At 65.3% G+C, this 23,905-nt stretch carries 23 protein-coding genes; 21 read left to right on the plus strand and 2 right to left on the minus strand.

Annotation, left to right across the window (positions count from 1 at the left end):
* Position 1: 1 nt before the first annotated feature.
* Positions 2 to 526, minus strand: coding sequence for a gamma carbonic anhydrase family protein (locus M3I53_RS06605; protein WP_254315172.1), 525 nt, complete (start codon positions 524 to 526; stop codon positions 2 to 4).
* Positions 527 to 712: 186 nt separating this feature from the next.
* Between M3I53_RS06605 and M3I53_RS06610 the strand changes: the two genes are divergently transcribed.
* From M3I53_RS06610 to M3I53_RS06655, 10 genes are all read left to right on the plus strand, one after another.
* Positions 713 to 1,633 carry a ferritin-like domain-containing protein gene (locus M3I53_RS06610; RefSeq protein WP_254315173.1) on the plus strand — a complete coding sequence of 307 codons (921 nt, stop codon included), beginning with the start codon at positions 713 to 715 and terminating at the stop codon, positions 1,631 to 1,633.
* Between the two features lie 61 nt (positions 1,634 to 1,694).
* Positions 1,695 to 2,588, plus strand: a complete 894-nt coding sequence (locus tag M3I53_RS06615; protein ID WP_254315174.1) for an alpha/beta fold hydrolase — start codon at positions 1,695 to 1,697, stop codon at positions 2,586 to 2,588.
* Between the two features lie 109 nt (positions 2,589 to 2,697).
* Positions 2,698 to 3,528 (plus strand): 3',5'-nucleoside bisphosphate phosphatase, encoded by an 831-nt coding sequence (locus M3I53_RS06620; protein ID WP_254315175.1) that lies wholly within the window; start codon positions 2,698 to 2,700, stop codon positions 3,526 to 3,528.
* A 196-nt stretch (positions 3,529 to 3,724) separates the two neighbouring features.
* Positions 3,725 to 4,363, plus strand: coding sequence for an L-threonylcarbamoyladenylate synthase (locus M3I53_RS06625; protein WP_254315176.1), 639 nt, complete (start codon positions 3,725 to 3,727; stop codon positions 4,361 to 4,363).
* Between the two features lie 61 nt (positions 4,364 to 4,424).
* The gene (locus tag M3I53_RS06630; RefSeq protein ID WP_028204146.1) at positions 4,425 to 5,090 is read left to right on the plus strand and encodes a site-2 protease family protein; all 666 of its coding nucleotides are present in this window, start codon (positions 4,425 to 4,427) and stop codon (positions 5,088 to 5,090) included.
* 4 nt (positions 5,091 to 5,094) lie between these two features.
* Positions 5,095 to 6,297: a tryptophan--tRNA ligase gene (locus M3I53_RS06635; RefSeq protein WP_254315177.1), complete on the plus strand. Its 1,203-nt coding sequence runs from the start codon at positions 5,095 to 5,097 to the stop codon at positions 6,295 to 6,297.
* Between the two features lie 8 nt (positions 6,298 to 6,305).
* Positions 6,306 to 6,938, plus strand: a complete 633-nt coding sequence (locus M3I53_RS06640) for a bifunctional 2-polyprenyl-6-hydroxyphenol methylase/3-demethylubiquinol 3-O-methyltransferase UbiG (protein ID WP_254315178.1) — start codon at positions 6,306 to 6,308, stop codon at positions 6,936 to 6,938.
* Between the two features lie 44 nt (positions 6,939 to 6,982).
* Complete coding sequence (gene dapA, locus M3I53_RS06645; protein ID WP_254315179.1) at positions 6,983 to 7,888, plus strand: 4-hydroxy-tetrahydrodipicolinate synthase; 906 nt, start codon at positions 6,983 to 6,985, stop codon at positions 7,886 to 7,888.
* Positions 7,889 to 8,024: 136 nt separating this feature from the next.
* Complete coding sequence (gene bamC, locus M3I53_RS06650; RefSeq protein ID WP_254315180.1) at positions 8,025 to 9,164, plus strand: outer membrane protein assembly factor BamC; 1,140 nt, start codon at positions 8,025 to 8,027, stop codon at positions 9,162 to 9,164.
* Between the two features lie 11 nt (positions 9,165 to 9,175).
* A complete protein-coding gene (locus M3I53_RS06655; RefSeq protein ID WP_254315181.1) occupies positions 9,176 to 9,952 on the plus strand; it encodes an MBL fold metallo-hydrolase in 777 nt (258 codons plus the stop codon).
* Positions 9,953 to 10,068: 116 nt separating this feature from the next.
* On the opposite strand, the gene M3I53_RS06660 is transcribed toward M3I53_RS06655, so the two are convergent.
* A complete protein-coding gene (locus M3I53_RS06660) occupies positions 10,069 to 10,767 on the minus strand; it encodes a Bax inhibitor-1/YccA family protein (protein ID WP_254315182.1) in 699 nt (232 codons plus the stop codon).
* 303 nt (positions 10,768 to 11,070) lie between these two features.
* On the opposite strand from M3I53_RS06660, the gene ndk reads away from it, so the two are divergent.
* From ndk to hflK, 11 genes are all read left to right on the plus strand, one after another.
* Positions 11,071 to 11,496 (plus strand): nucleoside-diphosphate kinase, encoded by a 426-nt coding sequence (gene ndk, locus M3I53_RS06665; protein ID WP_133181406.1) that lies wholly within the window; start codon positions 11,071 to 11,073, stop codon positions 11,494 to 11,496.
* Between the two features lie 147 nt (positions 11,497 to 11,643).
* Positions 11,644 to 12,819 (plus strand): 23S rRNA (adenine(2503)-C(2))-methyltransferase RlmN, encoded by a 1,176-nt coding sequence (gene rlmN / locus M3I53_RS06670; protein WP_254315183.1) that lies wholly within the window; start codon positions 11,644 to 11,646, stop codon positions 12,817 to 12,819.
* A 200-nt stretch (positions 12,820 to 13,019) separates the two neighbouring features.
* Complete coding sequence (locus tag M3I53_RS06675) at positions 13,020 to 14,210, plus strand: helix-turn-helix domain-containing protein (protein WP_254315184.1); 1,191 nt, start codon at positions 13,020 to 13,022, stop codon at positions 14,208 to 14,210.
* A 124-nt stretch (positions 14,211 to 14,334) separates the two neighbouring features.
* On the plus strand, positions 14,335 to 15,642 hold the full coding sequence (gene ispG / locus M3I53_RS06680) for a flavodoxin-dependent (E)-4-hydroxy-3-methylbut-2-enyl-diphosphate synthase (RefSeq protein WP_254315185.1): 1,308 nt from the start codon (positions 14,335 to 14,337) through the stop codon (positions 15,640 to 15,642).
* Between the two features lie 74 nt (positions 15,643 to 15,716).
* A complete protein-coding gene (hisS, locus tag M3I53_RS06685) occupies positions 15,717 to 17,054 on the plus strand; it encodes a histidine--tRNA ligase (RefSeq protein ID WP_254315186.1) in 1,338 nt (445 codons plus the stop codon).
* A 79-nt stretch (positions 17,055 to 17,133) separates the two neighbouring features.
* A complete protein-coding gene (locus tag M3I53_RS06690) occupies positions 17,134 to 17,763 on the plus strand; it encodes a tetratricopeptide repeat protein (RefSeq protein ID WP_028204134.1) in 630 nt (209 codons plus the stop codon).
* A gap of 87 nt (positions 17,764 to 17,850) precedes the next feature.
* Positions 17,851 to 18,996, plus strand: coding sequence for an outer membrane protein assembly factor BamB (gene bamB, locus M3I53_RS06695; protein WP_254315187.1), 1,146 nt, complete (start codon positions 17,851 to 17,853; stop codon positions 18,994 to 18,996).
* Between the two features lie 336 nt (positions 18,997 to 19,332).
* Entirely contained in the window at positions 19,333 to 20,670 is a 1,338-nt protein-coding gene (gene der, locus M3I53_RS06700) for a ribosome biogenesis GTPase Der (RefSeq protein WP_028204132.1), read from the plus strand.
* A gap of 162 nt (positions 20,671 to 20,832) precedes the next feature.
* Positions 20,833 to 21,069: an RNA chaperone Hfq gene (gene hfq / locus M3I53_RS06705; protein WP_027793540.1), complete on the plus strand. Its 237-nt coding sequence runs from the start codon at positions 20,833 to 20,835 to the stop codon at positions 21,067 to 21,069.
* A 74-nt stretch (positions 21,070 to 21,143) separates the two neighbouring features.
* Positions 21,144 to 22,313 (plus strand): GTPase HflX, encoded by a 1,170-nt coding sequence (gene hflX / locus M3I53_RS06710; protein ID WP_254315392.1) that lies wholly within the window; start codon positions 21,144 to 21,146, stop codon positions 22,311 to 22,313.
* A 99-nt stretch (positions 22,314 to 22,412) separates the two neighbouring features.
* Positions 22,413 to 23,900, plus strand: a complete 1,488-nt coding sequence (gene hflK, locus M3I53_RS06715) for an FtsH protease activity modulator HflK (protein WP_254315188.1) — start codon at positions 22,413 to 22,415, stop codon at positions 23,898 to 23,900.
* Positions 23,901 to 23,905: the final 5 nt, after the last annotated feature.

Genomic DNA, 23,905 nt, shown 5'->3' on the forward strand with positions numbered 1-23,905 from the left:
CTCAGCCGATGCGCACGAGCTGCGCCTTGAAATATTCGCGGCGCTGCGCGTAGACATCCGCGTTGCGCTTGAGGCCGGCGATGTCGGCCTCGGTCAGTTCGCGCACGACTTTGGCCGGCGCGCCGAGGATCAGCGAGTTGTCCGGGAACACCTTGCCTTCAGTGACCACCGCACCCGCGCCAACCAGACAGTTGCGGCCGATTACCGCGCCATTCAAGACCACGGCCTGAATGCCGATCAGCGCGCCTTCCTTCACGGTACAGCCGTGCAGCATGGCCTGATGGCCCACGGTCACGTTCGCTTCGAGCGTGAGCGGGTAGCCGGGGTCCGTGTGGAGCACCGCGCCTTCCTGAACGTTGCTGCGCGCGCCGACGGTGATCGGCTCGTTGTCGCCGCGCAGCGTCGCGCCGAACCAGACGCTCGAGTCTTCGGCCAGTTCGACCTTGCCGATGACAGTCGCGTTGTCCGCGACGAACACGCTTTCGTGAATGGTCGGTGCGGCAACGCCTAGCTTGTAGATGGCCACGGTGTTGAGTCTCCAATGTCTTTCGGGGCTGCTGCCGGTCTGCGGGCGGCGCAACGGCTGCGCACGACGCGAGGCAGGTGAATCGCGTATTGTAAACGGTTGCGTGCGCGGTCCGCTTGGTGGCTTTACGGGCGCGCCTGCGCCACAGTTTCTTCTTCCGTTTTTTAGGTCCTGTTTCTTTTGCCGATGAATTCCGCTTTGTCCGCCGCCAGCGCAAGCGCTGACGTCCCGGCATCCACAGAAGGCGAGCCGGCCAGCTGGCGCCTCGCCGCGCTCGCCGCGCTGCGCGAACGCGACCCCGTCGCCAAGGCCGATGCGGTGCGAGCGCTGCACGCACAGAGCCAGGCTCAGGCCGCTGCGCCGCGCTGGGAGCCGCAGCGCGTCATCTCGACGCCGACCGGCTTGCCTGGCCGCCCCGCCGAGCCGCCGCTCGTCGAGCCGCGCGAACTGCAGCGCCGCAGCATGAGCACGCCTCAGGGCCGCGTCGTGCTGCTGCACGCGCTGGCCCACATCGAATTCAATGCGATCAATCTCGCGCTCGACGCGGTCTGGCGCTTCCCCGCCATGCCCGAGGCGTTCTATGCCGACTGGCTGAAGGTCGCAGCAGAAGAGGCGTATCACTTCTCGCTGCTGCGCGCGCGGCTCGCCGACTATGGTCACGCATACGGCGACTTCCCCGCGCACAACGGCCTGTGGGAGATGTGCGAGCGTACCGGCACCGACGTGCTCGCGCGCATGGCGCTGGTGCCGCGCGTGCTGGAGGCGCGCGGACTCGACGCCTCGCCGCCTATTCGCGCGCGCCTGAAGCAGGCTGGCGACGACGAATCGGCCGCGATCCTCGACATCATCCTGCGCGACGAAGTGGGGCACGTGCGCATCGGCAACCACTGGTTCCGCCGCTTGTGCGAGGCCCGCGCTCTCGACCCGCACGCGGCATGGCTCGCGCTCGCGCAGCAGTATCACGCGCCGCGCATGCGCGGACCGTTCAACTTCGAAGCGCGCCGCTCGGCGGGTTTTGACGAAGCCGAACTGGACACGCTGGCGGCCCAGGACGCCGCGGAACAGACCGCCTCGAAGCAGTCAACAGGGCGTCAGTCCCACGAATGACGAACGGCAAACGCCCGGCGGCTATATAATCGAACGACCATTCTTTTTTGCGGCAGCGCAGATGAATCAATCCCGGTCCGAATTCGTCAACGTCAATGGCATCCGGCTGCACGTGCGCCGCTGGGGCGCCGAGAGCGCGCCCGTGCTGTTCATGCTGCACGGCTGGATGGACGTGGCGGCGTCGTTCCAGTTCGTCGTCGATGCGCTCGATGCACGCGGCGGTGACTGGCAGGTCATCGCTCCCGACCTGCGCGGCTTCGGCCTCTCCGACTGGCCCGTTGCGCAAGGACAGGGCAGCAACTACTGGTTCCCCGACTACCTCGCCGATCTCGACGCGCTGCTCGCCCATTACGCGCCCGAGGGGCAGGTGGACCTCGTGGGGCACAGTCTGGGCGCGAACATCGTGTGTCTCTATGCGGGCGTGCGGCCCGAGCGTGTGCGCCGCGTGGTCGACCTGGAGGGTTTCGGCCTGCCGGCGCCGTCACCGGGACAGGCGCCGCGCCGCATGCGCGAGTGGCTGGACGAAGTGCGCACGCCGCCGCAACTGCGCACGTATGCGTCCCTCGACGAGGTGGCCGCGCGGCTCGTGAAGACCAATCCGCGTCTGATCGCGCCGCGCGCGCGTTTTCTCGCGCAACACTGGTCGAAACCGGACGGCGAGGGCGCCTATGTGCTGCTCGGCGATCCGGCGCACAAAATGCGCGGTCCGCTGCTGTACCAGCTCGACGAGGTCATGGCGATCTGGTCGCAGGTGAGCGCGAGGGTCCTGCACGTCGAAGCGGCCGGCTCCGAAACGCTCGCGCGGCTCGCGGGAGCGGTTCCCATCGACGAATTCAAGAAGCGTTTTGAGGCGTTTCCCGACTGGCGCGAACGGATCGTCGACGGGGCGGGGCACATGGTGCACCACGATCAGCCGGAAGAGGTCGCGCGCCTGATCGAGGCGTTCTGCGCCTGAGCGCAAAGGCACAGGAAGCGCGGATTCGGGAGGCGGCTACGCTTGGGGCGCCCCCCGACGACTTCACCGCGTTGCAGTAAAATGGACGTTCATCCTTTTCCCGCATCCAATGAACGCCGATCTCCACTGTCACTCCACTGTCTCCGACGGGCAACTGGCCCCCGCTGCGGTCGCGCAGCTGGCGAAAGCGGGTGGCGTGGGCTTGTGGGCGCTCACCGATCATGACGTGCTCGGGGGCCAGCGCGAAGCGCGCGAGGCGGCCGAGGCGCTCGGCATGCGCTATTTGAGCGGCGTCGAGATTTCGGTCACCTGGGCGTCGCGCACGGTGCACATCGTCGGTTTGCATGTGGACCCGGAGTGCGCCGCGCTAGTCGACGGACTCGCGCGGACGCGTGACGGCCGCGCGGCGCGCGCCGAAGCCATTGGCGAGCGGCTCGGCGAACTCGGTATTCCCGACGCGTACGAAGGCGCGTTCCAGTACGTCTCGAATCCCGACCTGGTCTCGCGGACCCACTTCGCGCGCTTTCTCGTGGAAAGCGGCCGTGCGCAGAACACCCAGGACGCGTTTTCGCGCTGGCTCGGCGAAGGCAAGCCCGGTTACATCGCGCACCGCTGGGCCAGGCTCGCCGACGCCGTGGCGTGGATCAAGGCGGCGGGCGGCGAGGCGATCATCGCGCATCCGGGCCGCTACGCTTACACCCAACTCGAATTCGACACGCTTTTCGGCGAATTCATCGATCTGGGCGGCAAGGCCATCGAAGTCGTCACCGGCAGCCATACGCCCGACCAGTACGCCGAGTATGCAGCCGTGGCGAGGCGCTTCGGCTTCGAGGCGTCGCGCGGTTCGGACTTCCATGCGCCCGGGCCCGACGTGATCAAGCCGGGCACGCTGCCGCCTTTGCCTTCCGATCTCAAGCCTGTCTGGGAGCGATGGCTGTAGGCCGCGCACGGCGCGCGGCCCACTGATCCCGCCTGTTTGCTGCAAGGCGTTCTGCGCCGGTCAAACCAGCTTTGTCGTCGCTTTGTGGTAACTACGTGCAGTCGCCTGCCGTGTTCGCGCACCGTCCCGCTGTTTTCATCGCCCGCTGTCCCCATCGCCCGCTGTTCCCATCGCCATTCGTCAGCTGATTACTGCCATGTCCCAGTTCTTTCGGCTTCACCCAGAAAACCCGCAGCCGCGTCTCGTCAAGCAGGCGGTGGAGATCATCCGTGACGGCGGTGTGATCGCATTGCCGACCGATTCGAGCTACGCGCTCGCCGCCCGCATCGACGACAAGCACGCCGCCGAGCGCCTGCGCCGCATCCGCGGGCTCGACGAAAAGGCGCTGCTTTCGCTGATGGTGCGGGACCTGTCCGAACTCGCGAACTTCGCCATGGTGGACAATCGCCAATACCGGCTCATCAAGTCGGTGACGCCGGGGCCGTATGTGTTCGTGCTGGTGGCGACGAAGGAAGTGCCGCGGCGCCTCTCGCATCCGTCGCGCAAGACGATCGGCTTGCGCGTGCCCGGGCATCCGATTCCGCTGGCGATCCTCGAAGAACTGGGCGAGCCGCTGCTTGCCACCACGCTGATCCTGCCGCCCGACACCGAGCCGCTCAACGACCCCGAGGAGATCCGCGAGCGCCTCGAGAAACAGCTCGATCTCGTGATCGACGGCGGGGCGTGCCCGTGCGAGCCGTCCACCGTGATCGATCTCACGGGCGAGGAACCGGTGCTCGTGCGCCCGGGGCGGGGGTCGTTGGCGCCGTTCGGCATCGAAGAAGAAGAGGCGTGATGACACTTGCGCGGCGTGAACCCGGACAGAGCACCTTGACGCATTGATACAATAGCCCGCCATGGAAGCCAATCTGATTCAGACGATCGTCGTCTACGCCTTGCCGGTGATCTTCGCGATCACGCTGCACGAGGCCGCGCACGGTTACGTCGCGCGCATGCTCGGCGACAACACCGCTTATGTGCTCGGCCGCGTTTCGTTCAACCCGATGCGCCACATCGACCCGATCGGCACGATCGCCATGCCGCTCGTGCTGTATTTCCTGACGAACGGCGCGTTCGTGTTCGGCTACGCGAAGCCGGTGCCGATCGCCTTCAGCAATCTGCGCAATCCGCGCTGGGGCACGCTGTGGGTCGCTGCGGCCGGGCCGCTGTGCAACTTCGTGCAGGCCATCATATGGGGCGTGTTCGGCGTGGGACTCGCGGTGCTCGGCGTGGACGAGCCGTTCTTCACGCGCATGGCCGCCGCCGGCGTGGGCGTGAATCTAGTGCTCGGCGTGCTGAACCTCTTTCCGCTGCCGCCGCTCGACGGCGGCCGCGTGCTCGGGGCGCTCCTGCCCACGCGCGCGAGCATTGCGCTCGCCCGTATCGAACCCTATGGTTTCATCATCGTGATGGGGTTGCTCGTGAGTGGCATCTTCACGCGATTCTGGCTGCGCCCGCTCGTCAGTTTAGGTTACGACGCGGTCACGGCCATCCTTACCCCTCTTGTGTCGCTCTTTTCATAACATCATGTTCCCAGACCGTATCTTCTCCGGCATGCGGCCCACCGGCTCGCTGCACCTCGGCCACTATCACGGCGTGCTGAAAAACTGGGTGCGCCTGCAGTCCGAGTATCCGTGCTTCTTCTGCGTGGTCGACTGGCATGCGCTCACCACGCACTATGAAACGCCGGATGTGATCGAGAAGAACGTCTGGGACGTGCTGATCGACTGGCTCGCCTCGGGCATCGACCCGAACCAGGCCACGCTCTTCATCCAGAGCCGCGTGCCCGAGCACGCCGAACTCGCGCTGCTGCTCGGCATGAGCACGCCGCTGTCGTGGCTCGAACGCGTGCCGACCTACAAGGAACAGATCGAAAAGCTGCGCGACAAGGACCTCGGTACCTACGGCTTCCTCGGCTACCCGGTGCTGATGGCCGCCGACATCCTGCTGTACCGTGCGTCGCTCGTGCCGGTGGGCGAGGACCAGGTGCCGCACGTTGAGATGGCGCGCGAAATGGCGCGCCGCTTCAACTACATGTACGGCCGCGAGCCGGGCTTCGAAGAGAAGGCCAACGACGCGGCGAAGAAGCTGGGCGGCAAGCGCTCGAAGCTCTACCACGAGCTGCGCAACGCTTATCAGCAGGAGGGCAATGACGAGGCGCTCGAACAAGCCCGCGCGATGCTCTCGGAGTCGCAAAGCCTCTCGATGAGCGATCGCGAGCGTCTTTTTGGCTACCTCGAAGGCTCGCGCAAGATCATCCTGCCGGAGCCGCAGGTGCTCCTCACGGAAGCCTCGCGCATGCCGGGTCTCGACGGCCAGAAGATGTCGAAGTCGTACGGCAACACCATTGGCCTGCGCGAAGACGCCGAGTCGATCACGAAGAAGGTCCGCACCATGCCGACCGACCCCGCGCGCGTGCGCCGCACCGATCCGGGCGATCCGGACAAGTGCCCGGTGTGGCAACTCCACCAGGTCTACACCGACGAGCAGACGCACGACTGGGTGCAGAAGGGTTGCCGTTCGGCGGGCATCGGTTGTCTGGAGTGCAAGCAGCCTGTGATCGAGGGCATTCTGCGCGAGCAGCAGCCCATGCTCGAACGCGCACAGAAGTACATGGACGACCCGTCGCTGCTGCGTGCAATCGTCGCGGACGGCTGCGACAAGGCACGCAAGTTCGCCAACGAGACGATGCGCGACGTGCGTGAGGCCATGGGCCTCTCGTACAGCTGATCGAGCCGATGACGTCGACGCCTGCCGCTGGATCGCTGGCCCACGGGCTTTCCGAGCCGTCGCGCTGGGTGCGCCGTTGGGCCCACCTCATCGCGCCCGGCGGGACGGTTCTCGACGTGGCCTCCGGCGCGGGCCGGCACACGCGCTGGCTGGCCGGTCAGGGTCATCCGGTGACGGCGCTGGATCGCGACGCCGCCGCGCTCGCCACGCTGCATGATGTAGCGGGCGTCGCGACGTTAAAGTGCGACCTCGAAGGCGCGCCTTGGCCGCTCGCGCCGGACGCCCACTTTGCCGCCGTGGTCGTCACGAACTACCTGCATCGCCCGCTCATGCCCCGTCTCATCGAGGCGTTGGCGCCGGGCGGCGTCCTGATCTACGAAACTTTTGCCCAAGGCAACGAAACGGTGGGGAAGCCATCGAACCCCGCTTTCCTGCTCGCTCCCGGCGAGTTGCTGGCCGTGTGTACGCCCGCGCTGCGGGTAATCGCATATCAGGACGGATTTCTTTCGCAACCGCGTGAGGCGTATATTCAGCGCATCTGCGCGGTACGGGAAAAAACGACCTCAGTGCCCCCCGAAAGAGCCGGTAATGTACCTGAGCACCAGGTCCTTCCCGTAACGCGTTACGATCTGACCGGCTAATCCGCTACAATCGCGGTTTAACTGACTCATTTTTCTGGCGTTTCATGGCTAACGGCACTCAGGACGGCATTAAGCTGCAAGGCAGCATTCCCGCGATCGTCACCCCCATGCACGGGGACGGCAGTCTCGACCTGCCGGCATTCCGCAAACTGATCGACTGGCACGTGCAAGAGGGGACGGATGCCCTCGTCGTCGTCGGTACGAGCGGGGAGTCCGCCACGCTGGACGTCGAAGAACACATCCTGATGATCAAGACAGCGGTCGAGCACGCCGCTGGCCGTATGCCGATCATCGCGGGCGCAGGCGGTAATTCCACCGCCGAGGCTATCGAACTGACGAAGCACGCGAAGGCAGTGGGCGCCCAGGCGTCGCTCCAGGTTGTGCCCTATTACAACAAGCCGACCCAGGAAGGCATGTACCGCCACTTCGCGAAAATCGCGGAGGACGTGAACCTGCCGGTCATCCTCTACAACGTGCCGGGCCGTACGGTCGCGGACATGGCGAACGAGACCATCCTGCGTCTGGCCGAAGTGCCGGGCATCATCGCGGTGAAAGAAGCGACGGGTAATATCGACCGCGCCGCGCACCTCATCAAGCATGCGCCGAAGGGCTTCAAGATTTTCAGCGGCGACGATCCGACGGCGATCGCGCTGATGCTGCTTGGCGGCCACGGCAATATTTCTGTAACCGCGAACGTTGCGCCGCGGCAGATGAGCGACCTGTGCAAGGCTGCGCTCGCCGGCGACGCGAAAACGGCGCGTGAGATCCATATGAAGCTGTTGTCGCTGCACAAGAACCTGTTCATCGAATCGAATCCGATTCCGGTGAAGTGGGCGCTGCAGGAACTCGGCCGCATCGAAGGCGGCATCCGACTGCCGCTCACGCCGCTCGACGCGCGCTACCACGACGTGGTGCGCACCGCGCTGCGCGAAGCCGGTCTGGCTGGCTGATCCGATCAGCCAGCCGCCGATTTATCAACCGACGCCGCCGCGGCCCAGCCGCCCAATCACTGAAAGACCTCGGACCGACCCCGGACCCACCGTCTCGCAGAGCAAGGCTTAGCGTTCCCGTATCACGAAGGCCCACATGAAACGTTCCGCTTTTTCCCTCCACGCAACCCGCATGGCGGTGCTGGCGTTTGCCCTCGGCTCGCTCGCAGGCTGCGAGTCGCTGAACGACATGTTCGCGTCCGATCGCGTCAACTACAAGGACACGCCGACCGCGCCGCCGCTGAATGTGCCGCAGGATCTGTCGTCGGCGCCGAACGACCAGAAGTACGTCGCGCCGCCGCCGACGGTTACGCTTGGCGGCTCCGCTCAGCGCACGGTCACGCCGGCTGGCAACGCCACACTCGGGGTGCCGGATGCGCAGGATCCGTTCGGCATGCACGTGGAGCGCGACGGCGACCGCCGGTGGCTCGTGGTGGACGGCCGCTCGCCTGACGACGTCTGGCCGCAGCTGCAGGAATTCTGGACGGAGAATGGCTTCACGCTGACGACCGATTCCCCCTCCACGGGCATCATGACGACCGACTGGGCCGAGAATCGCGCCAACATTCCGGACGACTGGTTCCGCCGTACAATCGGCCGCGTGATCGACTTCGCGTACTCGTCGGGCACGCGCGACCGCTTCCGCGTGCTGGTTTCGCGTGGCCCGGACGGTCAAACGGACATTTCCGTCACGCATAACGCCATGGAAGAAGTGCTGACGGGGCAGGACAAGACGGGGTCGAAGTGGGTCGAGCGTCCGCGCGACCCGGCGCTCGAGGCCGCGTTCCTCGCCAAGATCATGCAGAAGTTCGGCCTGACCGATGCGCAGTCCAAGCAGCTGCTGACCGATGCGCGCCCGTCGACGGCCGGCGTCAAGGTCGCTGCCGGTCCTGAGGGCACGACGCTCGACTTGCCCGAGACGTTCGACACTGCGTGGCTACGCGTGGGTCTTGCGCTCGACCGCACGAACTTCACGGTCGACAACCGCGACCGCGAGAAGGGTCTCTACTTCGTGCGCTACGCGGACTCGATGCAGGAGCTCAAGGGCGACGGCCTGCTCGGCAAGCTTTTCTACAATCCGAAGAAGGCCGCGAAGGATCAGGGTCCGGAATACGTCGTGGCGGTGCGCTCGACGGGCAATTCGACCCAGGTCGCCGTGGTCGACCAGAGCGGCCGCATCGACACCTCGTCGGACGCCCAGCGTATCGTCTCCGCGCTCCACGCGCAGCTGAACTGACGTGCGCTGACATGCGATTTGCGAGCCTCGGCAGTGGCAGCGAGGGCAACGCACTGGTCGTAGAAGCAGGCAGCGGCACGACGCCCACGCGCGTGTTGCTCGACTGCGGATTCTCAGCGAAAGAAGTCGAGCGGCGCCTCGCCCGCGCGGGGCTGGCCGCCGACTCGCTAAGCGCGATTCTCATCACCCACGAACACAGCGATCACATCGGCAGCGCGCTTACGCTGGCGCGCCGCTGGTCGATTCCGCTTTACATGAGCTGGGGCACGGCGCAGGCCGTTGGGGCCGACGACGCCGCAGGCGTCGAGCTCAACGTGTTGTGGGGCGACGAGACTGTCGAGATCGGCGAACTCGGCGTGTTGCCCTACACGGTCCCGCACGACGCGCGCGAGCCGCTGCAGTTCGTGTTCAGCGACGGCGCGAGCCGGCTTGGCGTGCTGACCGACGTCGGCGACTCGACCTCGCATATCAGCAACGTGCTGAGCGGTTGTGACGCACTGGTGCTCGAATGCAACCACGACCTCGAGATGCTCGCGGCGAGCCGCTATCCGGCTTCACTCAAGGCGCGTATCGGCGGCTCGCACGGCCACCTGAACAACGAGGCGGCCGGCGGCATCCTCGCCGGGCTCAATCGCGCGAAGCTTCGGCATTTGATTGCTGCGCACCTGAGCCAGCAGAACAACACGCCGGAGCTCGCGCGCGCGGCGATGGCCGCAGTTCTGGGCAATGCCGCGACGCAAATCGGGGTCGCTTCGCAAGCCGAGGGTTTCGACTGGATCGCGCTCTGAGTCCCGCGCCGGCGCGACAGCTAAACGAATAGACGAAAAAAAGCCCATGACGGAAATCATGGGCTTTTTGCCTGAAGGCCGGAATCTGTCGATGCCCGTCAGTATCTGGCTACGCTTTAGTTGCGGTTGCCGCCGAAGATGCCGAGGATGGCCAGCAGGTTCGTGAACACGTTATACAGGTCCAGATAGATCGCGAGCGTGGCCGAGATGTAGTTCGTCTCGCCGCCGTTCACGACGCGCTGCACGTCGAACAGCATGTAGGCCGAGAAAATCGCGATGGCGAGCACCGAGACCGTGAGCATCAGCGCGGGCAACTGCAGGAACATGTTCGCGACGCCGGCCAGCAGGATCACGATCACGCCCATGAACAGCCACTTGCCGAGGCCCGAGAAGTCACGCTTGCTGACCGTGGCGATGGTGGCCATGGCGGTGAAAATGATGCCGGTGCCGCCGAACGCGAGCATGATGAGCTGCGGGCCGTTCGAAAAGCCGAGGATGAACGACAGCAGGCGCGAGAGCATCAGGCCCATGAAGAACGTGAAGCCGAGCAGCACGAACACACCGACCGAGCTGTTTTTGGTGCGCTCGATGGCGAACATGAAGCCGAAGGCGATCGCGAAGAACGCGAGCAGGCTCATGGCCGGGCTGGTAGCGGCGAAAAGCGAGAAGCCGGTCGCGACGCCCACCCACGCGCCGAGCACCGTCGGCACCATCGACAGCGCGAGCAGCCAATAGGTGTTGCGCAGCACGCGGTTGCGGGTCTCCGCCGAGGTGACGGCACCGCCGCGGCCGAAGTTATAGGGATACTCGTTCATGCTTTCTCCTTGCGTGAGACGCGTGGGTGAGGGCGCGCAAGTGCGCGGTCCGCTCCCCCATAAGATAAGTGCGCCGACCCAGAGTTTCAACGGGTTGCCACACAGTTTCCGTTATGTTTGCACAGCGTATGCCGCCAATCTTAAACCTCTCTGAATGGTACGGCAGCGCAGTGCATGTGCCCGGCTTGCGCTCATTTGCCCCAGTTTGCCGGGCTATGAGGGTTCAATCGCAATCATACATGGGAACATGCTACAATTGCGGATTCATTTGAATCTGTAACCTCTTAATTTTCTGGAGTTTTTATGGCGATCGAACGCACCCTGTCGATTATCAAGCCGGACGCAGTGGCGAAGAACGTGATCGGCCAGATCTACAGCCGCTTCGAAAACGCTGGCCTGAAGATCATTGCCTCCCGCATGGTTCACCTCTCGCGCGCCGACGCTGAGAAGTTCTATGCTGTTCACGCAGCGCGCCCGTTCTTCAAGGACCTCGTCGATTTCATGATCTCGGGTCCGGTCGTGATCCAGGTTCTGGAAGGCGAGAACGCTATCCTGAAGCACCGCGATCTGATGGGCGCAACCGATCCGAAGAAGGCTGAGAAGGGCACGATCCGCGCCGACTTCGCCGACAGCATCGACGCGAACGCCGTGCACGGCTCGGACGCCGCTGAAACGGCAGCCGTGGAAGTCGCGTTCTTCTTCCCGCAAGTCAACGTCTACTCGCGCTAAGCACGGCGCGAGCAGACTGCAGTAGTAGCATAGGGTCGCGAACGGCGATGACGCTCACCGTCCAGTTCCCGATGCCGCGCAAGTGCGCAGGCAACCGGGCAGCGCGGGCGGTGAGCGCGCTCTCGCACTGAAATGGCAGGATTCGATATGACGAGCAGTTCCACCGTCAACCTTCTCGATCTCGACGCCCAAGGGCTCGTCGCTTACTGCGAAAGCCTGGGCGAGAAGCCGTTTCGCGCTAAACAGCTTCAGCGCTGGATCCATCAGTACAACGCCGCCGACTTCGACGGCATGACGGATCTCGCCAAATCGCTGCGCGAGAAGCTCAAAGGGCGCGCCATCATCGGCATGCCCGGCATCGTCAGCGACAACGTTTCCTCCGACGGCACGCGCAAATGGCTCGTGGACGTCGGCAACGGCAACGCGGTCGAAACCGTGTTCATCCCGGAAGACAATCGCGGCACGCTGTGTGTGTCCTCGCAGGCGGGATGCGCGGTCAACTGCCGGTTTTGCTCCACCGGCAAGCAAGGTTTTTCACGCAACCTCACCACCGCCGAAATCATCGGCCAGCTGCGCATGGCGGAGTTCGCCCTGCGCGCTTCGCTTTTGGGCGACGCAGTCGAAAATCGCGGAGGCCGTGCGACCGGCGGTGACGGCAAGGGCGAACGCGTCATCACGAACGTCGTGATGATGGGGATGGGCGAGCCGCTTCTGAACTACGACGCGGTCGTGCCCGCCATGCGCCTGATGCTCGACGACAACGCCTATGGCCTGTCGCGTCGGCGCGTCACGCTTTCCACGTCGGGAGTCGTGCCGATGATGGACCGCCTCGGGGCCGAACTGCCCGTGGCGCTCGCCGTTTCCTTGCATGCACCGAACGACGCGCTGCGAGACGAACTCGTGCCGCTCAACCGCAAGTACCCGCTGCGCGAGCTGATGGCGGCGTGCCAGCGCTACCTGGAAGTCGCGCCGCGCGACTTCATCACGTTCGAGTACTGCATGCTCGACGGCGTCAACGACACCGAAAAGCACGCGCGAGAATTGCTTGCCGTGACGCGGGACGTGCCTTGCAAGTTCAATCTGATTCCATTTAATCCGTTCCCCGAATCGGGCTTGCTACGCTCGAAATCGGACCAGATCAAGCGCTTCGCGCAGATTCTGATGGATGCGGGCGTCGTCACGACCGTGCGCAAGACGCGCGGCGATGACATTGACGCGGCCTGCGGCCAGCTCGCTGGCGAGGTGAAGGACCGCACGCGCCTTGCTGAGCGCATGGGCCGGGGCACGGGCAAGGTCATCGAAGTACGGCCGGTTCGGCACTGAGCCGGCATGAGGAGGGCCCACGGCAGCGTGCGGGGAAACGCGCGGTCGTAGGCAGTAGTAAAAGAAACGTTGCAGAAGCGATCGGAAGCGGCACACTGGCCGCGCATTTTGTTATAAACGGTCTGCGAATCGGCTAGAGGCGGGGCGGGACGCGCCCGACCGGTTCCAGTAATGAAAAGAATCGACGCAAGGACTTTGGGATGAGCGAGCCGCAGCACCCTTTCGGGACAGACGGAACTGACAGCAACGCAGGTCGTTCGGCGCCGGGCGCCACACCTTCGCCGGTGCAGGCAGTGCCCGACACGCTGGCCGCGGCCGGTGCGCGCCTTGCGCAGCTGCGCGAGGCCAAGGGTTGGGCGATCGAAGACGTCTCGGCGCGGCTTAAGGTATCGGTGTCGAAGCTGCGCGAACTCGAAGCGGGCGATATCAGCCATCTGCCGGACACGACGTTCGCGCTCGGCGTGGTGCGCGCCTACGCGAAGCTGCTCGGTACCGATTCCGCGCCGTTCACGCAGGCGCTGCGCCGCGAACGCGGCATGGCGCAGCCGGATCTGTCGATGCCGGCTTCGGCGGGCTCCGATCTCCCGCGCGGCCGCGTTTCGCTCTCGCTCGGCGGCAGCGGCGCACGGGCTCCGCGCCGCCGCGCGTCGTGGTTGTGGGGCGTGGCGATCATCGTGATCGCGGTGCTCGCGATTTCCATGTGGCACACGAACAGTGGCGAATCGTCGGCCTGGTTTGCACGCCTGAAGGCGATGGCGAACGGCGCGAGCGTGCAGACGGGCGCATCTTCGCCGACGGTCCAGCAGGGCGTGGCAACCGGCAGCGCAGATGCATCGGCCACCCAGGGAGCGGATCAGTCCGCGGCGCCGCAGGCCGGTGACGCAAACGATGCGGGCGACAACGCCAACGCGGCGCCCGATCAAGGCGCTGCGGCGAGCGCACCGCAAGCTGCGCAACCGGCGCCGCAAGCTGCGCAACCCGCGCCGCAAGCGACGCTACCGGCACCGCAGGCCGCGAAGCCCGCGGCTGCAAGCGCTGCGCCGGCGTCGGCCGTTGCCAACGCGGCCAGCGCTGCGCGCGCCCAGGCGGCGAGCGCGCCGGCCGCAGCGGCAGCGCAGAGCGCGGCAGTCGACAACGGCGCCGACACCTCGACGTTCGCGATCCGCGTGACGCAGGACACCTGGGTCAGCGTGCGCCAGAAGGATGGCAAGGAAGTGTTCTCGGGCATGATTCACGGCAGCGACGCGCGTGAGATCACCGGCACCGAGCCGCTCAAGGTCACCGTGGGCAACAAGGCCGGCATCGAGTCGATGACCATCGACGGCCAGCCGGTCGACACGTCGAAGTACGCGTCGGCGCGAGGCAATGTCGCGCGCTTCGTGCTGCCCTGATCAGGACATGGCATGCGTCGCGGCCAGGCAAGTCTCATTGCCGGCCGCGACGCTTTTTCAATTCACGCAGTGCCGCCGCCGGCTAGCCGGCGCTAGTGCGCGTGAGGCGTAAATAGGTTTTTCGATGCTAAGCGAAACGCAATCCTCGACCAGCAACAGTCAGATCTGCTCGAACGAGCCGGTTCTCGGCGGCCACGCGCCGCGCCGCAAGTCGCATGCCGTGCATGTGCGCTGGGGCGGCCAGCTGGTGACGATCGGCGGCGACGCGCCGGTGCGCGTGCAGTCGATGACCAACACCGACACCGCGGACCCCATCGGCACCGCAATTCAGATCAAGGAACTCGCGCAGGCGGGGTCGGAGCTCGTGCGCATCACGGTGAACACGCCGGAAGCGGCGGCGGCCGTGCCGCATATCCGCGAACAGCTCGACCGCATGGGCGTCATGGTGCCGCTCGTGGGCGACTTCCATTACAACGGCCATCTGCTGCTGCGCGACTATCCCGCCTGCGCAGAGTCGCTGTCGAAGTACCGCATCAACCCGGGCAACGTGGGCCAGGGCGCGAAGCGCGACACGCAGTACGCGCAGATGATCGAAGCGGCCATCAAGTACGACAAGCCGGTGCGTATCGGCGTGAACTGGGGCAGCCTCGACCAGGACCTGCTCGCGCGCATGATGGACGAGAACGGCGCGCGCAAGGAGCCGTGGGAAGCGCAAAGCGTGATGTACGAAGCGCTCATCCAGTCGGCCATCGGCTCGGCGGAACGCGCGGTCGAACTCGGTCTCGGTCGCGACAAGATCATCCTGTCGTGCAAGGTGAGCGGCGTGCAGGACCTGATCGCCGTCTACCAGGAACTCGCGAAGCGTTGCGATTTCGCGCTGCACCTGGGCCTCACGGAAGCGGGCATGGGCTCGAAGGGCATCGTCGCTTCGACGGCGGCGCTTTCCGTGCTGCTGCAGCAGGGGATCGGCGACACCATCCGCATCTCGCTCACGCCGGAACCGGGCGGCGCGCGCACGGGCGAAGTCGTGGTCGGCCAGGAAATCCTGCAGACCATGGGCCTGCGCTCGTTCACGCCGATGGTCATCGCGTGTCCCGGCTGCGGCCGCACGACCAGCACGCTGTTCCAGGAGCTGGCTTCGCAGATCCAGAGCTATTTGCGCGCGCAGATGCCGCTGTGGCGCGACGAGTATCCGGGCGTCGAGACGATGAACGTCGCCGTGATGGGCTGCATCGTGAACGGTCCGGGCGAGTCGAAGCACGCGAACATCGGCATCAGCCTGCCGGGCTCGGGCGAAAACCCCGCGGCGCCGGTCTTCATCGACGGCGAGAAGGTGAAGACGCTGCGCGGCGAGCGCATCGCCGAAGAATTCCAGCAGATCGTGAGCGACTACGTCGCGCGCAAGTACGGCAAGGCCGAGGCGACGAACTGAGCAAGCGGGTCGATCCGTTTGTAGTTCGCTTCCAGCTCGATACGCACAACCGCATAAAGCCAATTCGCAACGCAATGACTGAACAAAAACGCAAGCCCGAAAAGCTCTCGGGCGTGAAGGGCATGAACGACATCCTGCCGCAGGAGGCAGGGCTGTGGGAGTTCTTCGAAACCACGGTGAAGTCGCTGCTTCGTTCGTACGGCTATCAAAATATCCGCACGCCGATCGTCGAGCATACGCAACTGTTCACGCGCGGCATCGGCGAGGTGACCGACATCGTCGAGAAGGAGATGTACAGCTTCACCGACGCGCTCAACGGCGAGAATCTCACGCTGCGCCCGGAAGGCACGGCGGCTGCCGTGCGCGCGTCGATCGAGCACAACATGCTCTACGACGGTCCGAAGCGCCTTTGGTACATCGGCCCGATGTTCCGTCACGAGCGTCCGCAGCGCGGCCGCTATCGCCAGTTCCATCAGGTGGGCGTCGAGGCGCTCGGTTTCGCGGGCCCCGATGCGGACGCTGAAATCATCCTGATGTGCCAACGCCTCTGGGACGATCTCGGCCTCACCGGCATCAAGCTCGAGATCAACTCGCTCGGCGTGGCCGAAGAGCGTGCGGCGCATCGCGTCGAGCTGATCAAGTATCTCGAGCAGCACGTCGATCTGCTCGACGAAGACGGCAAGCGCCGTCTCTACACGAATCCGCTGCGCGTGCTCGACACGAAGAATCCCGCGCTGCAGGAGATCGCGGACAAGGCGCCGAAGCTGATCGACTTCCTCGGCGAGGCTTCGCTCGCGCACTTCGAAGGGCTGCAGCGCATTCTCAAGTCGAACAACATTCCGTTCAAGATCAACCCGCGTCTCGTGCGCGGTCTCGATTACTACAATCTGACCGTGTTCGAGTGGGTGACCGACAAGCTCGGCGCGCAGGGCACCGTCGCGGCCGGCGGCCGTTACGATCCGCTTATCGAGCAACTGGGCGGCAAGCCGACGGCAGCGTGCGGCTGGGCCATGGGCATCGAGCGCATTCTCGAACTGCTCAAGGAAGAAGACCTCGTGCCCGAAGAAGATGGTTGCGACGTCTACGTTGTCCACCAGGGCGAAGCCGCGCGCGAGAAGGCGTTCATCGTGGCGGAGCGTCTGCGCGATACGGGCCTCGACGTTATCTTGCATTGCAGCGCCGACGGTCAGAGCGCGAGCTTCAAGTCGCAGATGAAGCGCGCGGATGCCAGCGGCGCGGCCTTTGCCGTGGTACTTGGCGAGGACGAAGTCGCGCGGGGTGAGGCCGGTGTGAAGGCGCTGCGCGGCACGGCCGCTGAGGCCCGCAGCGAGCAACAAACGGTAGCGCTTGAGGACTTGACCGAATATCTGATCAATGCGATGGTTGCATCCGCCGAAGACGGCGACGACTAATGGGGCCGCCCCGGTGGGGCTGCCCAGGTCGCTGCGCATTCGAAAACAGGCTTCAGAATAAACGAGGAATCGCTACGCGATGAGTTACCACGACGAACAGGAATCGATCGAGAGCTTCAAGGCATGGTGGGGGCAGTGGGGTAACGCCGCTACGTGGGTCGTGCTGATCGTTCTGCTCGCGCTGGCAGCGTGGAACGGCTGGAACTTCTGGCAGCGCCGCCAGGCGGCCGAAGCCGCCGTGCTGTACGACCAGGTGCAGCAGGCCGCGAACAGCAGCGACAAGGCCATGCTCACGAGAGTGGCGTCCGACATGGAAGATCGCTTCGGCGGCACGGCGTACGCGCAAATGACAGCGCTCGGCGTGGCCAAGGCGCTCTATATGGCGGGCGACACGGCCGGCGCGAAGGCGCAGCTGCAATGGGCTGCCGACCACGCGAAGGACGACGAATTCCGCCAGATCGCGAAGCTGCGTCTCGCTTCGCTCCTGCTCGACGAAAAGGCCTACGATCAGGGCCTCGCGCTGATTCCGCAACCCGATTCGGGTCCGTTCAAGGGCATCGTAGCCGACGGTCGCGGCGATCTGCTGGCCGCGGCCGGCAAGCGCGACGACGCGCGCGCGGCCTACAAGCTGGCCCTCGACAGCCTGCCGAAGAGCGACGCTTCCGAGCGTCAGCTGATCCAGTTCAAGCTGGATGCGCTCGGCGGCTAAGTGGCCGGCTGGATTGCGCAGCGTGCCGGGCGTGAGCGCAGCATTGCGAAACCATTCAAACCAACTTCATTCATGCGTCGTTCACCGATGAATCTGCTGAAACGAACCGTTGTGCCCGTCGCTCTCGCGATGACCGTCCTGGCTCTCGCAGCCTGCTCATCGACGAAAGACGTGCGCCGCGTGCCGGTGCCGCTGACCGAATTCAAGCCGGCGCTGGACGTCCAGCAGGTGTGGAAGTCGAGTGTCGGCAAGTCGGGCCGCTATCTGTTCGCGCCGGTCGCCGTGGGCGACGCCGTCTACGCGGCCGGCGAAAACGGCTCTATCGCGAAGATCGACGCCGCATCGGGCAAGGACGTCTGGCGCACCAAGCTCAAGGACGACCTCTCGGCAGGCGTGGGCAGCGACGGCAATCTCACGGCGGTCGGCGGCCTGAAGGGCGACGTCTACGTGCTCGACTCGAACGGCAAGCTCTCGTGGCAGGCCAAGGCGCCGGGCGAGATCATCTCGCCGCCGCTCGTCGGCAACGGGCTCGTGATCGTGCGCACGATCGACGGTCAGATCGTCGCCTTCAGCGGTCAGACGGGCGAACAGAAGTGGATCTACCGCAACCGCGCCGTGCCGCTGAACCTGCGCGTTTCGGCGGGCATGACGTTCGCGGGCGAACAGGCCGTGCTGGCCGGTTTCCCGGGCGGCTCGTTCGCGGCGATCAACCTGCAAAGCGGCGACGCTTTCTGGGAAACGCCGGTTTCGTACCCGAAGGGTGTGACGGAAGTCGAGCGCATCAACGACGTGAGCGGTCCGCCGACGCTGGTAGGCGCGACGACCTGCGCGGTCACGTTCCAGGGTCAGCTTGGCTGCTTCGACGCCAATTCCGGCCGTCCGATGTGGCAAAAGCCGTTCTCGAGCACGAGCGGCATCGCGCAGGATGAAACCACGGTGGTGGGCGGCGACGACTGGTCGGTCGTGAAGGCCTTCAGCGTTTCGACGGGCGAGCCGACCTGGACGAACGAGAAGCTCAAGAGCCGCGACGTGAGCGTGCCCGCCGTGCTGGGCCACGCGGTCGTGCTCGGCGACTTTCAGGGCTACGTGCATTTCCTCTCGCTCGACGACGGCAGCTTCGTCTCGCGCGTGAAGACCGACGGCAGCCCGATCACGGCCGCGCCGGTGCTCGCTGGCAACACACTGGTCGTACAGACGAAGGACGGCGACCTGTACGGTCTGCGTCCGCATTAAACGTCGTTTGCGGCGCCGCCTTACGAGCGGCGCTCTGATGGATGCAGGTGCAGGAGGCGCTGGAACCCGCAGGTTCCGATGCGTCGACCGCTGGCCGGCTCAAGCCGGCCATGCGCATTTTGGGATGGCGGCGTGCACGACCCCGCCGTGTACCGTTGCCGCCGCCCGGCGGTTGCGCGGCGTCCAGCCCCGGTCGCGCCGCGCTTTCGGCTCTGGGCCGCGGCCCGGCCCGTGAATTTCGTGATAATTTGCAACTGATGCAGCCCCGCAGGCGCGGGGCGTGCCGCGCAGCGCGCCGGACTCTCCGGCGCTGCGCCTTACTGTAGAAAAGATCAGATGAAACCCGTAATCGCCCTCGTCGGGCGCCCCAATGTGGGGAAATCCACGCTGTTCAACCGGCTCACGCGTTCGCGCGATGCGCTGGTGGCCGACCTGCCGGGCCTCACGCGCGACCGTCACTACGGTGAAGGGCGCACGGGCGATCGCCCGTATCTCGTGGTCGACACCGGCGGCTTCGAGCCGGTCGCCAAGGACGGCATCCTGCACGAGATGGCGCGCCAGACGCGCCAGGCCGTGGAAGAGGCCGATATCGTCGTGTTCATTTGCGACGGCCGCAATGGCCTCGCGCCGCAGGACAAGCACATCGCCGACTACCTGCGCAAGACCGGCCGGCCGATCTTCCTCGTCGTCAACAAGGCCGAAGGCATGAAGTACAGCGCCGTGGCCGCCGACTTCTACGAACTCGGTCTCGGCGACCCGCGCGCGATTTCCGCGGCGCACGGCGACGGCGTGACGGAAATGATCAACGAGGCGCTTGAAAAGGCGTACGCCGACCAGCCCGAGGAGAGCGAAGAGGACGCCGCAAAGCACGGCATCAAGATCGCAATCGTCGGCCGCCCGAACGTGGGCAAGTCGACGCTCGTCAACACGCTGATCGGCGAAGACCGCGTGATCGCGTTCGACATGCCCGGCACGACGCGCGATTCGATCTATGTGGATTTCGAGCGTAACGGCAAGAAGTACACGCTGATCGACACGGCGGGTCTGCGCCGCCGCGGCAAGGTATTCGAAGCGATCGAGAAGTTCTCGGTGGTGAAGACGCTGCAGTCGATCGCCGATGCCAACGTGGTGATTCTGCTGCTCGATGCGCAGCAGGAAATCTCGGACCAGGACGCGCATATAGCGGGCTTCGTGGTGGAACAAGGCCGCGCGCTCGTGGTGGGCGTGAACAAGTGGGACGGCATGGACGACCACGCGCGCGAGCGCACCAAGCACCACCTTCAGCGCAAGCTGAAGTTCCTCGACTTCGCGGAAATGCGCTTCATCTCGGCGACTGAAAAGTTCGGCATCGGTCCGCTGATGCGCTCGGTGGACGACGCGTACGCCGCCGCCATGGCGAAGCTGCCGACGCCGAAGCTCACGCGCGCGCTCATCGAAGCTGTGGAGTTCCAGCAGCCGCGCCGCCGCGGCCCGGTGCGTCCGAAGCTGCGCTACGCGCACCAAGGGGGACAGAACCCGCCCATCATCGTCATTCACGGCAACGCACTCGACGCCGTGACGGAGACCTACAAGCGCTATCTGGAGAACCGCTTCCGGGAAACTTTCTCGCTCACTGGCACTCCATTGCGCATAGAGTTTCGCTCCTCGACGAATCCCTATACAGAGAAAAACTAGGCTGTTGCTGAATAGCGTTCGCTACCCCGCAAAGGCCTCCTGGCCGAACCGCCAGGAACCGCGCGGGGGAACGAGAATCAGCTATAGTGTAGCGATTGGTGGTGGATTTCTTTTTCTTCACCCCAATATAAGTTAAACCTGCAAAAAAATACGGAGTTTGCTATGAGCAACAAAGGGCAATTGTTACAAGACCCGTTTCTGAACGCGCTGCGCAAGGAGCACGTGCCTGTTTCGATCTATCTGGTCAACGGCATCAAGCTTCAAGGGAACATCGAATCGTTCGACCAGTACGTCGTGTTGCTCCGTAATACGGTTACGCAAATGGTTTACAAGCACGCCATCTCCACGGTGGTTCCGGCCCGTCCGGTGAACTTCCACCCGGATACGGAAGCGTCCTGACCCATGACGCGGCCGGCCCGGGGCGCCTCGCAGGCTGCTCTGGTCCGGCCGCTTTCATTTTGACATCCTCTAATTTGATCAACGCCGCGCTCGTCGGCATCGACTTCGGCAAGACCGAGTTCGAAGCCAGTCTCGAAGAACTCGCCCTGCTCGCCAAAAGCGCGGGCGCCACTCCTGCTGTCACGCTCACCGGGCGACGCTCCAGCCCCGACGCCGCCATGTTCATCGGCAGCGGCAAGGCCGAGGAACTGCGTCTCGCCTGTGAGGCGAACGACATCGAAATCGTCATTTTCAATCACGCGCTGTCGCCCGCCCAGCAACGTAATCTGGAGCGCGCGCTCAATCGCCGCGTGGTCGACCGCACGAGCCTCATCCTCGACATCTTCGCCCAGCGTGCCCGCAGCCACGAAGGCAAACTGCAGGTCGAACTCGCGCAGCTCCAATACCTCGCCACGCGCCTCGTGCGCGCCTGGACTCACCTCGAGCGCCAGAAGGGCGGTATCGGCCTGCGCGGCCCGGGTGAAACGCAGCTCGAAACCGACCGCCGGCTCATCGGCGAGCGCATCAAGATGCTGCAAGGCAAGCTTGCGAAGCTGCGTCGCCAGCACGGCACGCAGCGGCGTCAGCGCGAGCGCAACCGCACGATGTCGGTGTCGCTGGTGGGCTATACGAACGCGGGCAAGTCCACGCTCTTCAACGCGCTCACGAAAGCGCAGGCCTACGCCGCCGACCAGCTGTTCGCGACGCTCGACACGACCTCGCGGCGCGTCTGGCTCGGCGACGAAGTGGGGCAGATCGTCCTGTCCGATACGGTCGGGTTCATCCGCGAACTGCCTCACCAGCTCGTCGCTGCGTTTCGCGCGACGCTGCAGGAAACGGTGCAGGCCGACCTGCTGCTGCACGTGGTGGACGCGTCGAGCGCCGTGCGCCTCGATCAAATCGATCAGGTGAACGGGGTGCTGCACGATATCGGCGCGGACACGATCCGCCAGGTGCTCGTCTTCAACAAGATCGACGCCGTGCCGGAACTGGCGGCCCGCGGCGGAACGGTCGAGCGTGATGAATATGGTAATATTTCGCGCGTCTTTTTGAGCGCCCGCACAGGTGTCGGACTGGATGCGCTGCGCTCCGCCATCGCCGAAATCGCGACTGCCGAGCCGCTTGCCGATGCGCCGCAGTCCCTGGCCGCAGACTGGAGCGCGGTGCAGGAAGAACCTCGCTGGGAACCCGAACACGGGCGCTAAAGGCGCGCCCGGCAGTGTCTTGCACGCAAGGCCGGCCCAGCGGCTCCGATGGAATCCGCACGCAATTGACCCGCTGTCTACTCTGGTGAACGAACACAGGTGAACGATTACAACAAGCGGACTGGCTGGCAGCGCGCGCGCGCCATTTTCTCGCTGAACGACCCGCGTTGGGGGCGAGGCGACGGCAATGGTCAGCGTTCTGACGACGGGCGCCGCCCGCCGGGCAATAACGGCAACAAGGGTGGCAACGGCGACAAGGGCGACGGTCCGCCGGACCTTGACGAAATGTGGCGCGACTTCAACCGCCGCGTGTCCGCGTTCTTCGGCCGCAAGGGCAAGGGCCCGGGCGGCTTCGGAACGCGCCCGGACAATGGCCATGGCGCCCGTATCGGCGTGGGCATCGTGCTTGGCGTGCTCATCGCGATCTACGTGGGCAGCGGCGTGTTCGTCGTTCAGGAAGGCCAGGCCGGCGTCGTGCTGCAGTTCGGCCAGTATCGCCACACGGTTGGCCAGGGCGTGCACTGGCGCATGCCGTATCCGTTCCAGACTCACGAAATCGTCAATATCGGTCAGATCCGCACCGTCGAGATCGGCCGCAGCAACCTCGTGCGTCCGGCAAATGTGAAGGACGCCGCGGTCATCACGCATGACGGCGACATTCTCAACGTGCGCCTGACCGTGCAGTACCAGGTCAAGCAGCCGACCGACTATCTGTTCCGCAGCGTCGATCCCGACCTCACCGTGACACAGGCCGCCCAGGCGGCGGTGCGCACCGTGGTGGGCGCGCGCAGCACGAACGACATGCTGTACGCGGACCGCGAGCCGATTCGCGCCCAGCTTGCGGACACGATCCAGCACTCGCTCGACGAGTACAAGACGGGCCTCGGCGTGACCGGCGTCGCGATCCAGAGCGTCTCGGCACCCGATCAGGTGCAGGCCGCACTCGACGACGAAGCCAAGGCGCGCCAGGACCGCGATCGCGCGAAGCGCGACGCGCAGGCCTATGCCGACCAGCTGCTGCCGCGCGCGCAGACCGAGGCGGCGCGTCTCGTCGACGAAGCCAGGGCGTACAGCGAACGCGTGGTTTCGCAGGCGCAGGGCGACGCGCAGCGCTTCACGCAGGTCTACGAACAATATGCGAAGGCGCCGGCTGTGATTCGCGAGCGCATGTATCTCGAGACGATGCAACACATCTATTCGAACGCGACGAAGGTGTTCGTCGACAGCAAGTCGGGCAACAACGTGATTTATCTGCCGCTCGACAAGCTCGTCGATACGACGCGTCAGCGCGCCGCCGTAGCGGCGGGCGCAACGGGCGCGGCTGCGTCCTCGGGTGCCGGTGCGGCAGCGGCAGCCGCGGCTTCGGACGCCAACGCCGCTTCCGCGCCGGCAGCGGGCAGCGACTCGCAGCAGGGCGCGCAGTCGGGCGTACAGCCGGGGGCCCAACCGGGCGCACAGCAGCAGGGCTCGCAGCAGCAAGGCGCGGCTCCCGCAACCACGGCCAGCGACGCGGTAGCCGCCGCGAGCGACGCCTTCCGTTCGCGCGATGCGTTCCGCTCGCGCGGGCGCGAAAGCGACGTGCAATAAGGGGC

This window comes from Paraburkholderia sp. CNPSo 3272 (assembly GCF_024206495.1).
Classification (GTDB): domain Bacteria; phylum Pseudomonadota; class Gammaproteobacteria; order Burkholderiales; family Burkholderiaceae; genus Paraburkholderia.

Coding starts and splice junctions, on each gene's coding strand:
- M3I53_RS06610 (WP_254315173.1), top strand. CDS start 713: ATGAATTCCGCTTTGTCCGCCGCCAGCGCAAGCGCTGACGTCCCGGCA.
- M3I53_RS06615 (WP_254315174.1), top strand. CDS start 1,695: ATGAATCAATCCCGGTCCGAATTCGTCAACGTCAATGGCATCCGGCTG.
- M3I53_RS06620 (WP_254315175.1), top strand. CDS start 2,698: ATGAACGCCGATCTCCACTGTCACTCCACTGTCTCCGACGGGCAACTG.
- M3I53_RS06625 (WP_254315176.1), top strand. CDS start 3,725: ATGTCCCAGTTCTTTCGGCTTCACCCAGAAAACCCGCAGCCGCGTCTC.
- M3I53_RS06630 (WP_028204146.1), top strand. CDS start 4,425: ATGGAAGCCAATCTGATTCAGACGATCGTCGTCTACGCCTTGCCGGTG.
- M3I53_RS06635 (WP_254315177.1), top strand. CDS start 5,095: ATGTTCCCAGACCGTATCTTCTCCGGCATGCGGCCCACCGGCTCGCTG.
- M3I53_RS06640 (WP_254315178.1), top strand. CDS start 6,306: ATGACGTCGACGCCTGCCGCTGGATCGCTGGCCCACGGGCTTTCCGAG.
- dapA (WP_254315179.1), top strand. CDS start 6,983: ATGGCTAACGGCACTCAGGACGGCATTAAGCTGCAAGGCAGCATTCCC.
- bamC (WP_254315180.1), top strand. CDS start 8,025: ATGAAACGTTCCGCTTTTTCCCTCCACGCAACCCGCATGGCGGTGCTG.
- M3I53_RS06655 (WP_254315181.1), top strand. CDS start 9,176: ATGCGATTTGCGAGCCTCGGCAGTGGCAGCGAGGGCAACGCACTGGTC.
- M3I53_RS06660 (WP_254315182.1), bottom strand. CDS start 10,767: ATGAACGAGTATCCCTATAACTTCGGCCGCGGCGGTGCCGTCACCTCG.
- ndk (WP_133181406.1), top strand. CDS start 11,071: ATGGCGATCGAACGCACCCTGTCGATTATCAAGCCGGACGCAGTGGCG.
- rlmN (WP_254315183.1), top strand. CDS start 11,644: ATGACGAGCAGTTCCACCGTCAACCTTCTCGATCTCGACGCCCAAGGG.
- M3I53_RS06675 (WP_254315184.1), top strand. CDS start 13,020: ATGAGCGAGCCGCAGCACCCTTTCGGGACAGACGGAACTGACAGCAAC.
- ispG (WP_254315185.1), top strand. CDS start 14,335: ATGCTAAGCGAAACGCAATCCTCGACCAGCAACAGTCAGATCTGCTCG.
- hisS (WP_254315186.1), top strand. CDS start 15,717: ATGACTGAACAAAAACGCAAGCCCGAAAAGCTCTCGGGCGTGAAGGGC.
- M3I53_RS06690 (WP_028204134.1), top strand. CDS start 17,134: ATGAGTTACCACGACGAACAGGAATCGATCGAGAGCTTCAAGGCATGG.
- bamB (WP_254315187.1), top strand. CDS start 17,851: ATGAATCTGCTGAAACGAACCGTTGTGCCCGTCGCTCTCGCGATGACC.
- der (WP_028204132.1), top strand. CDS start 19,333: ATGAAACCCGTAATCGCCCTCGTCGGGCGCCCCAATGTGGGGAAATCC.
- hfq (WP_027793540.1), top strand. CDS start 20,833: ATGAGCAACAAAGGGCAATTGTTACAAGACCCGTTTCTGAACGCGCTG.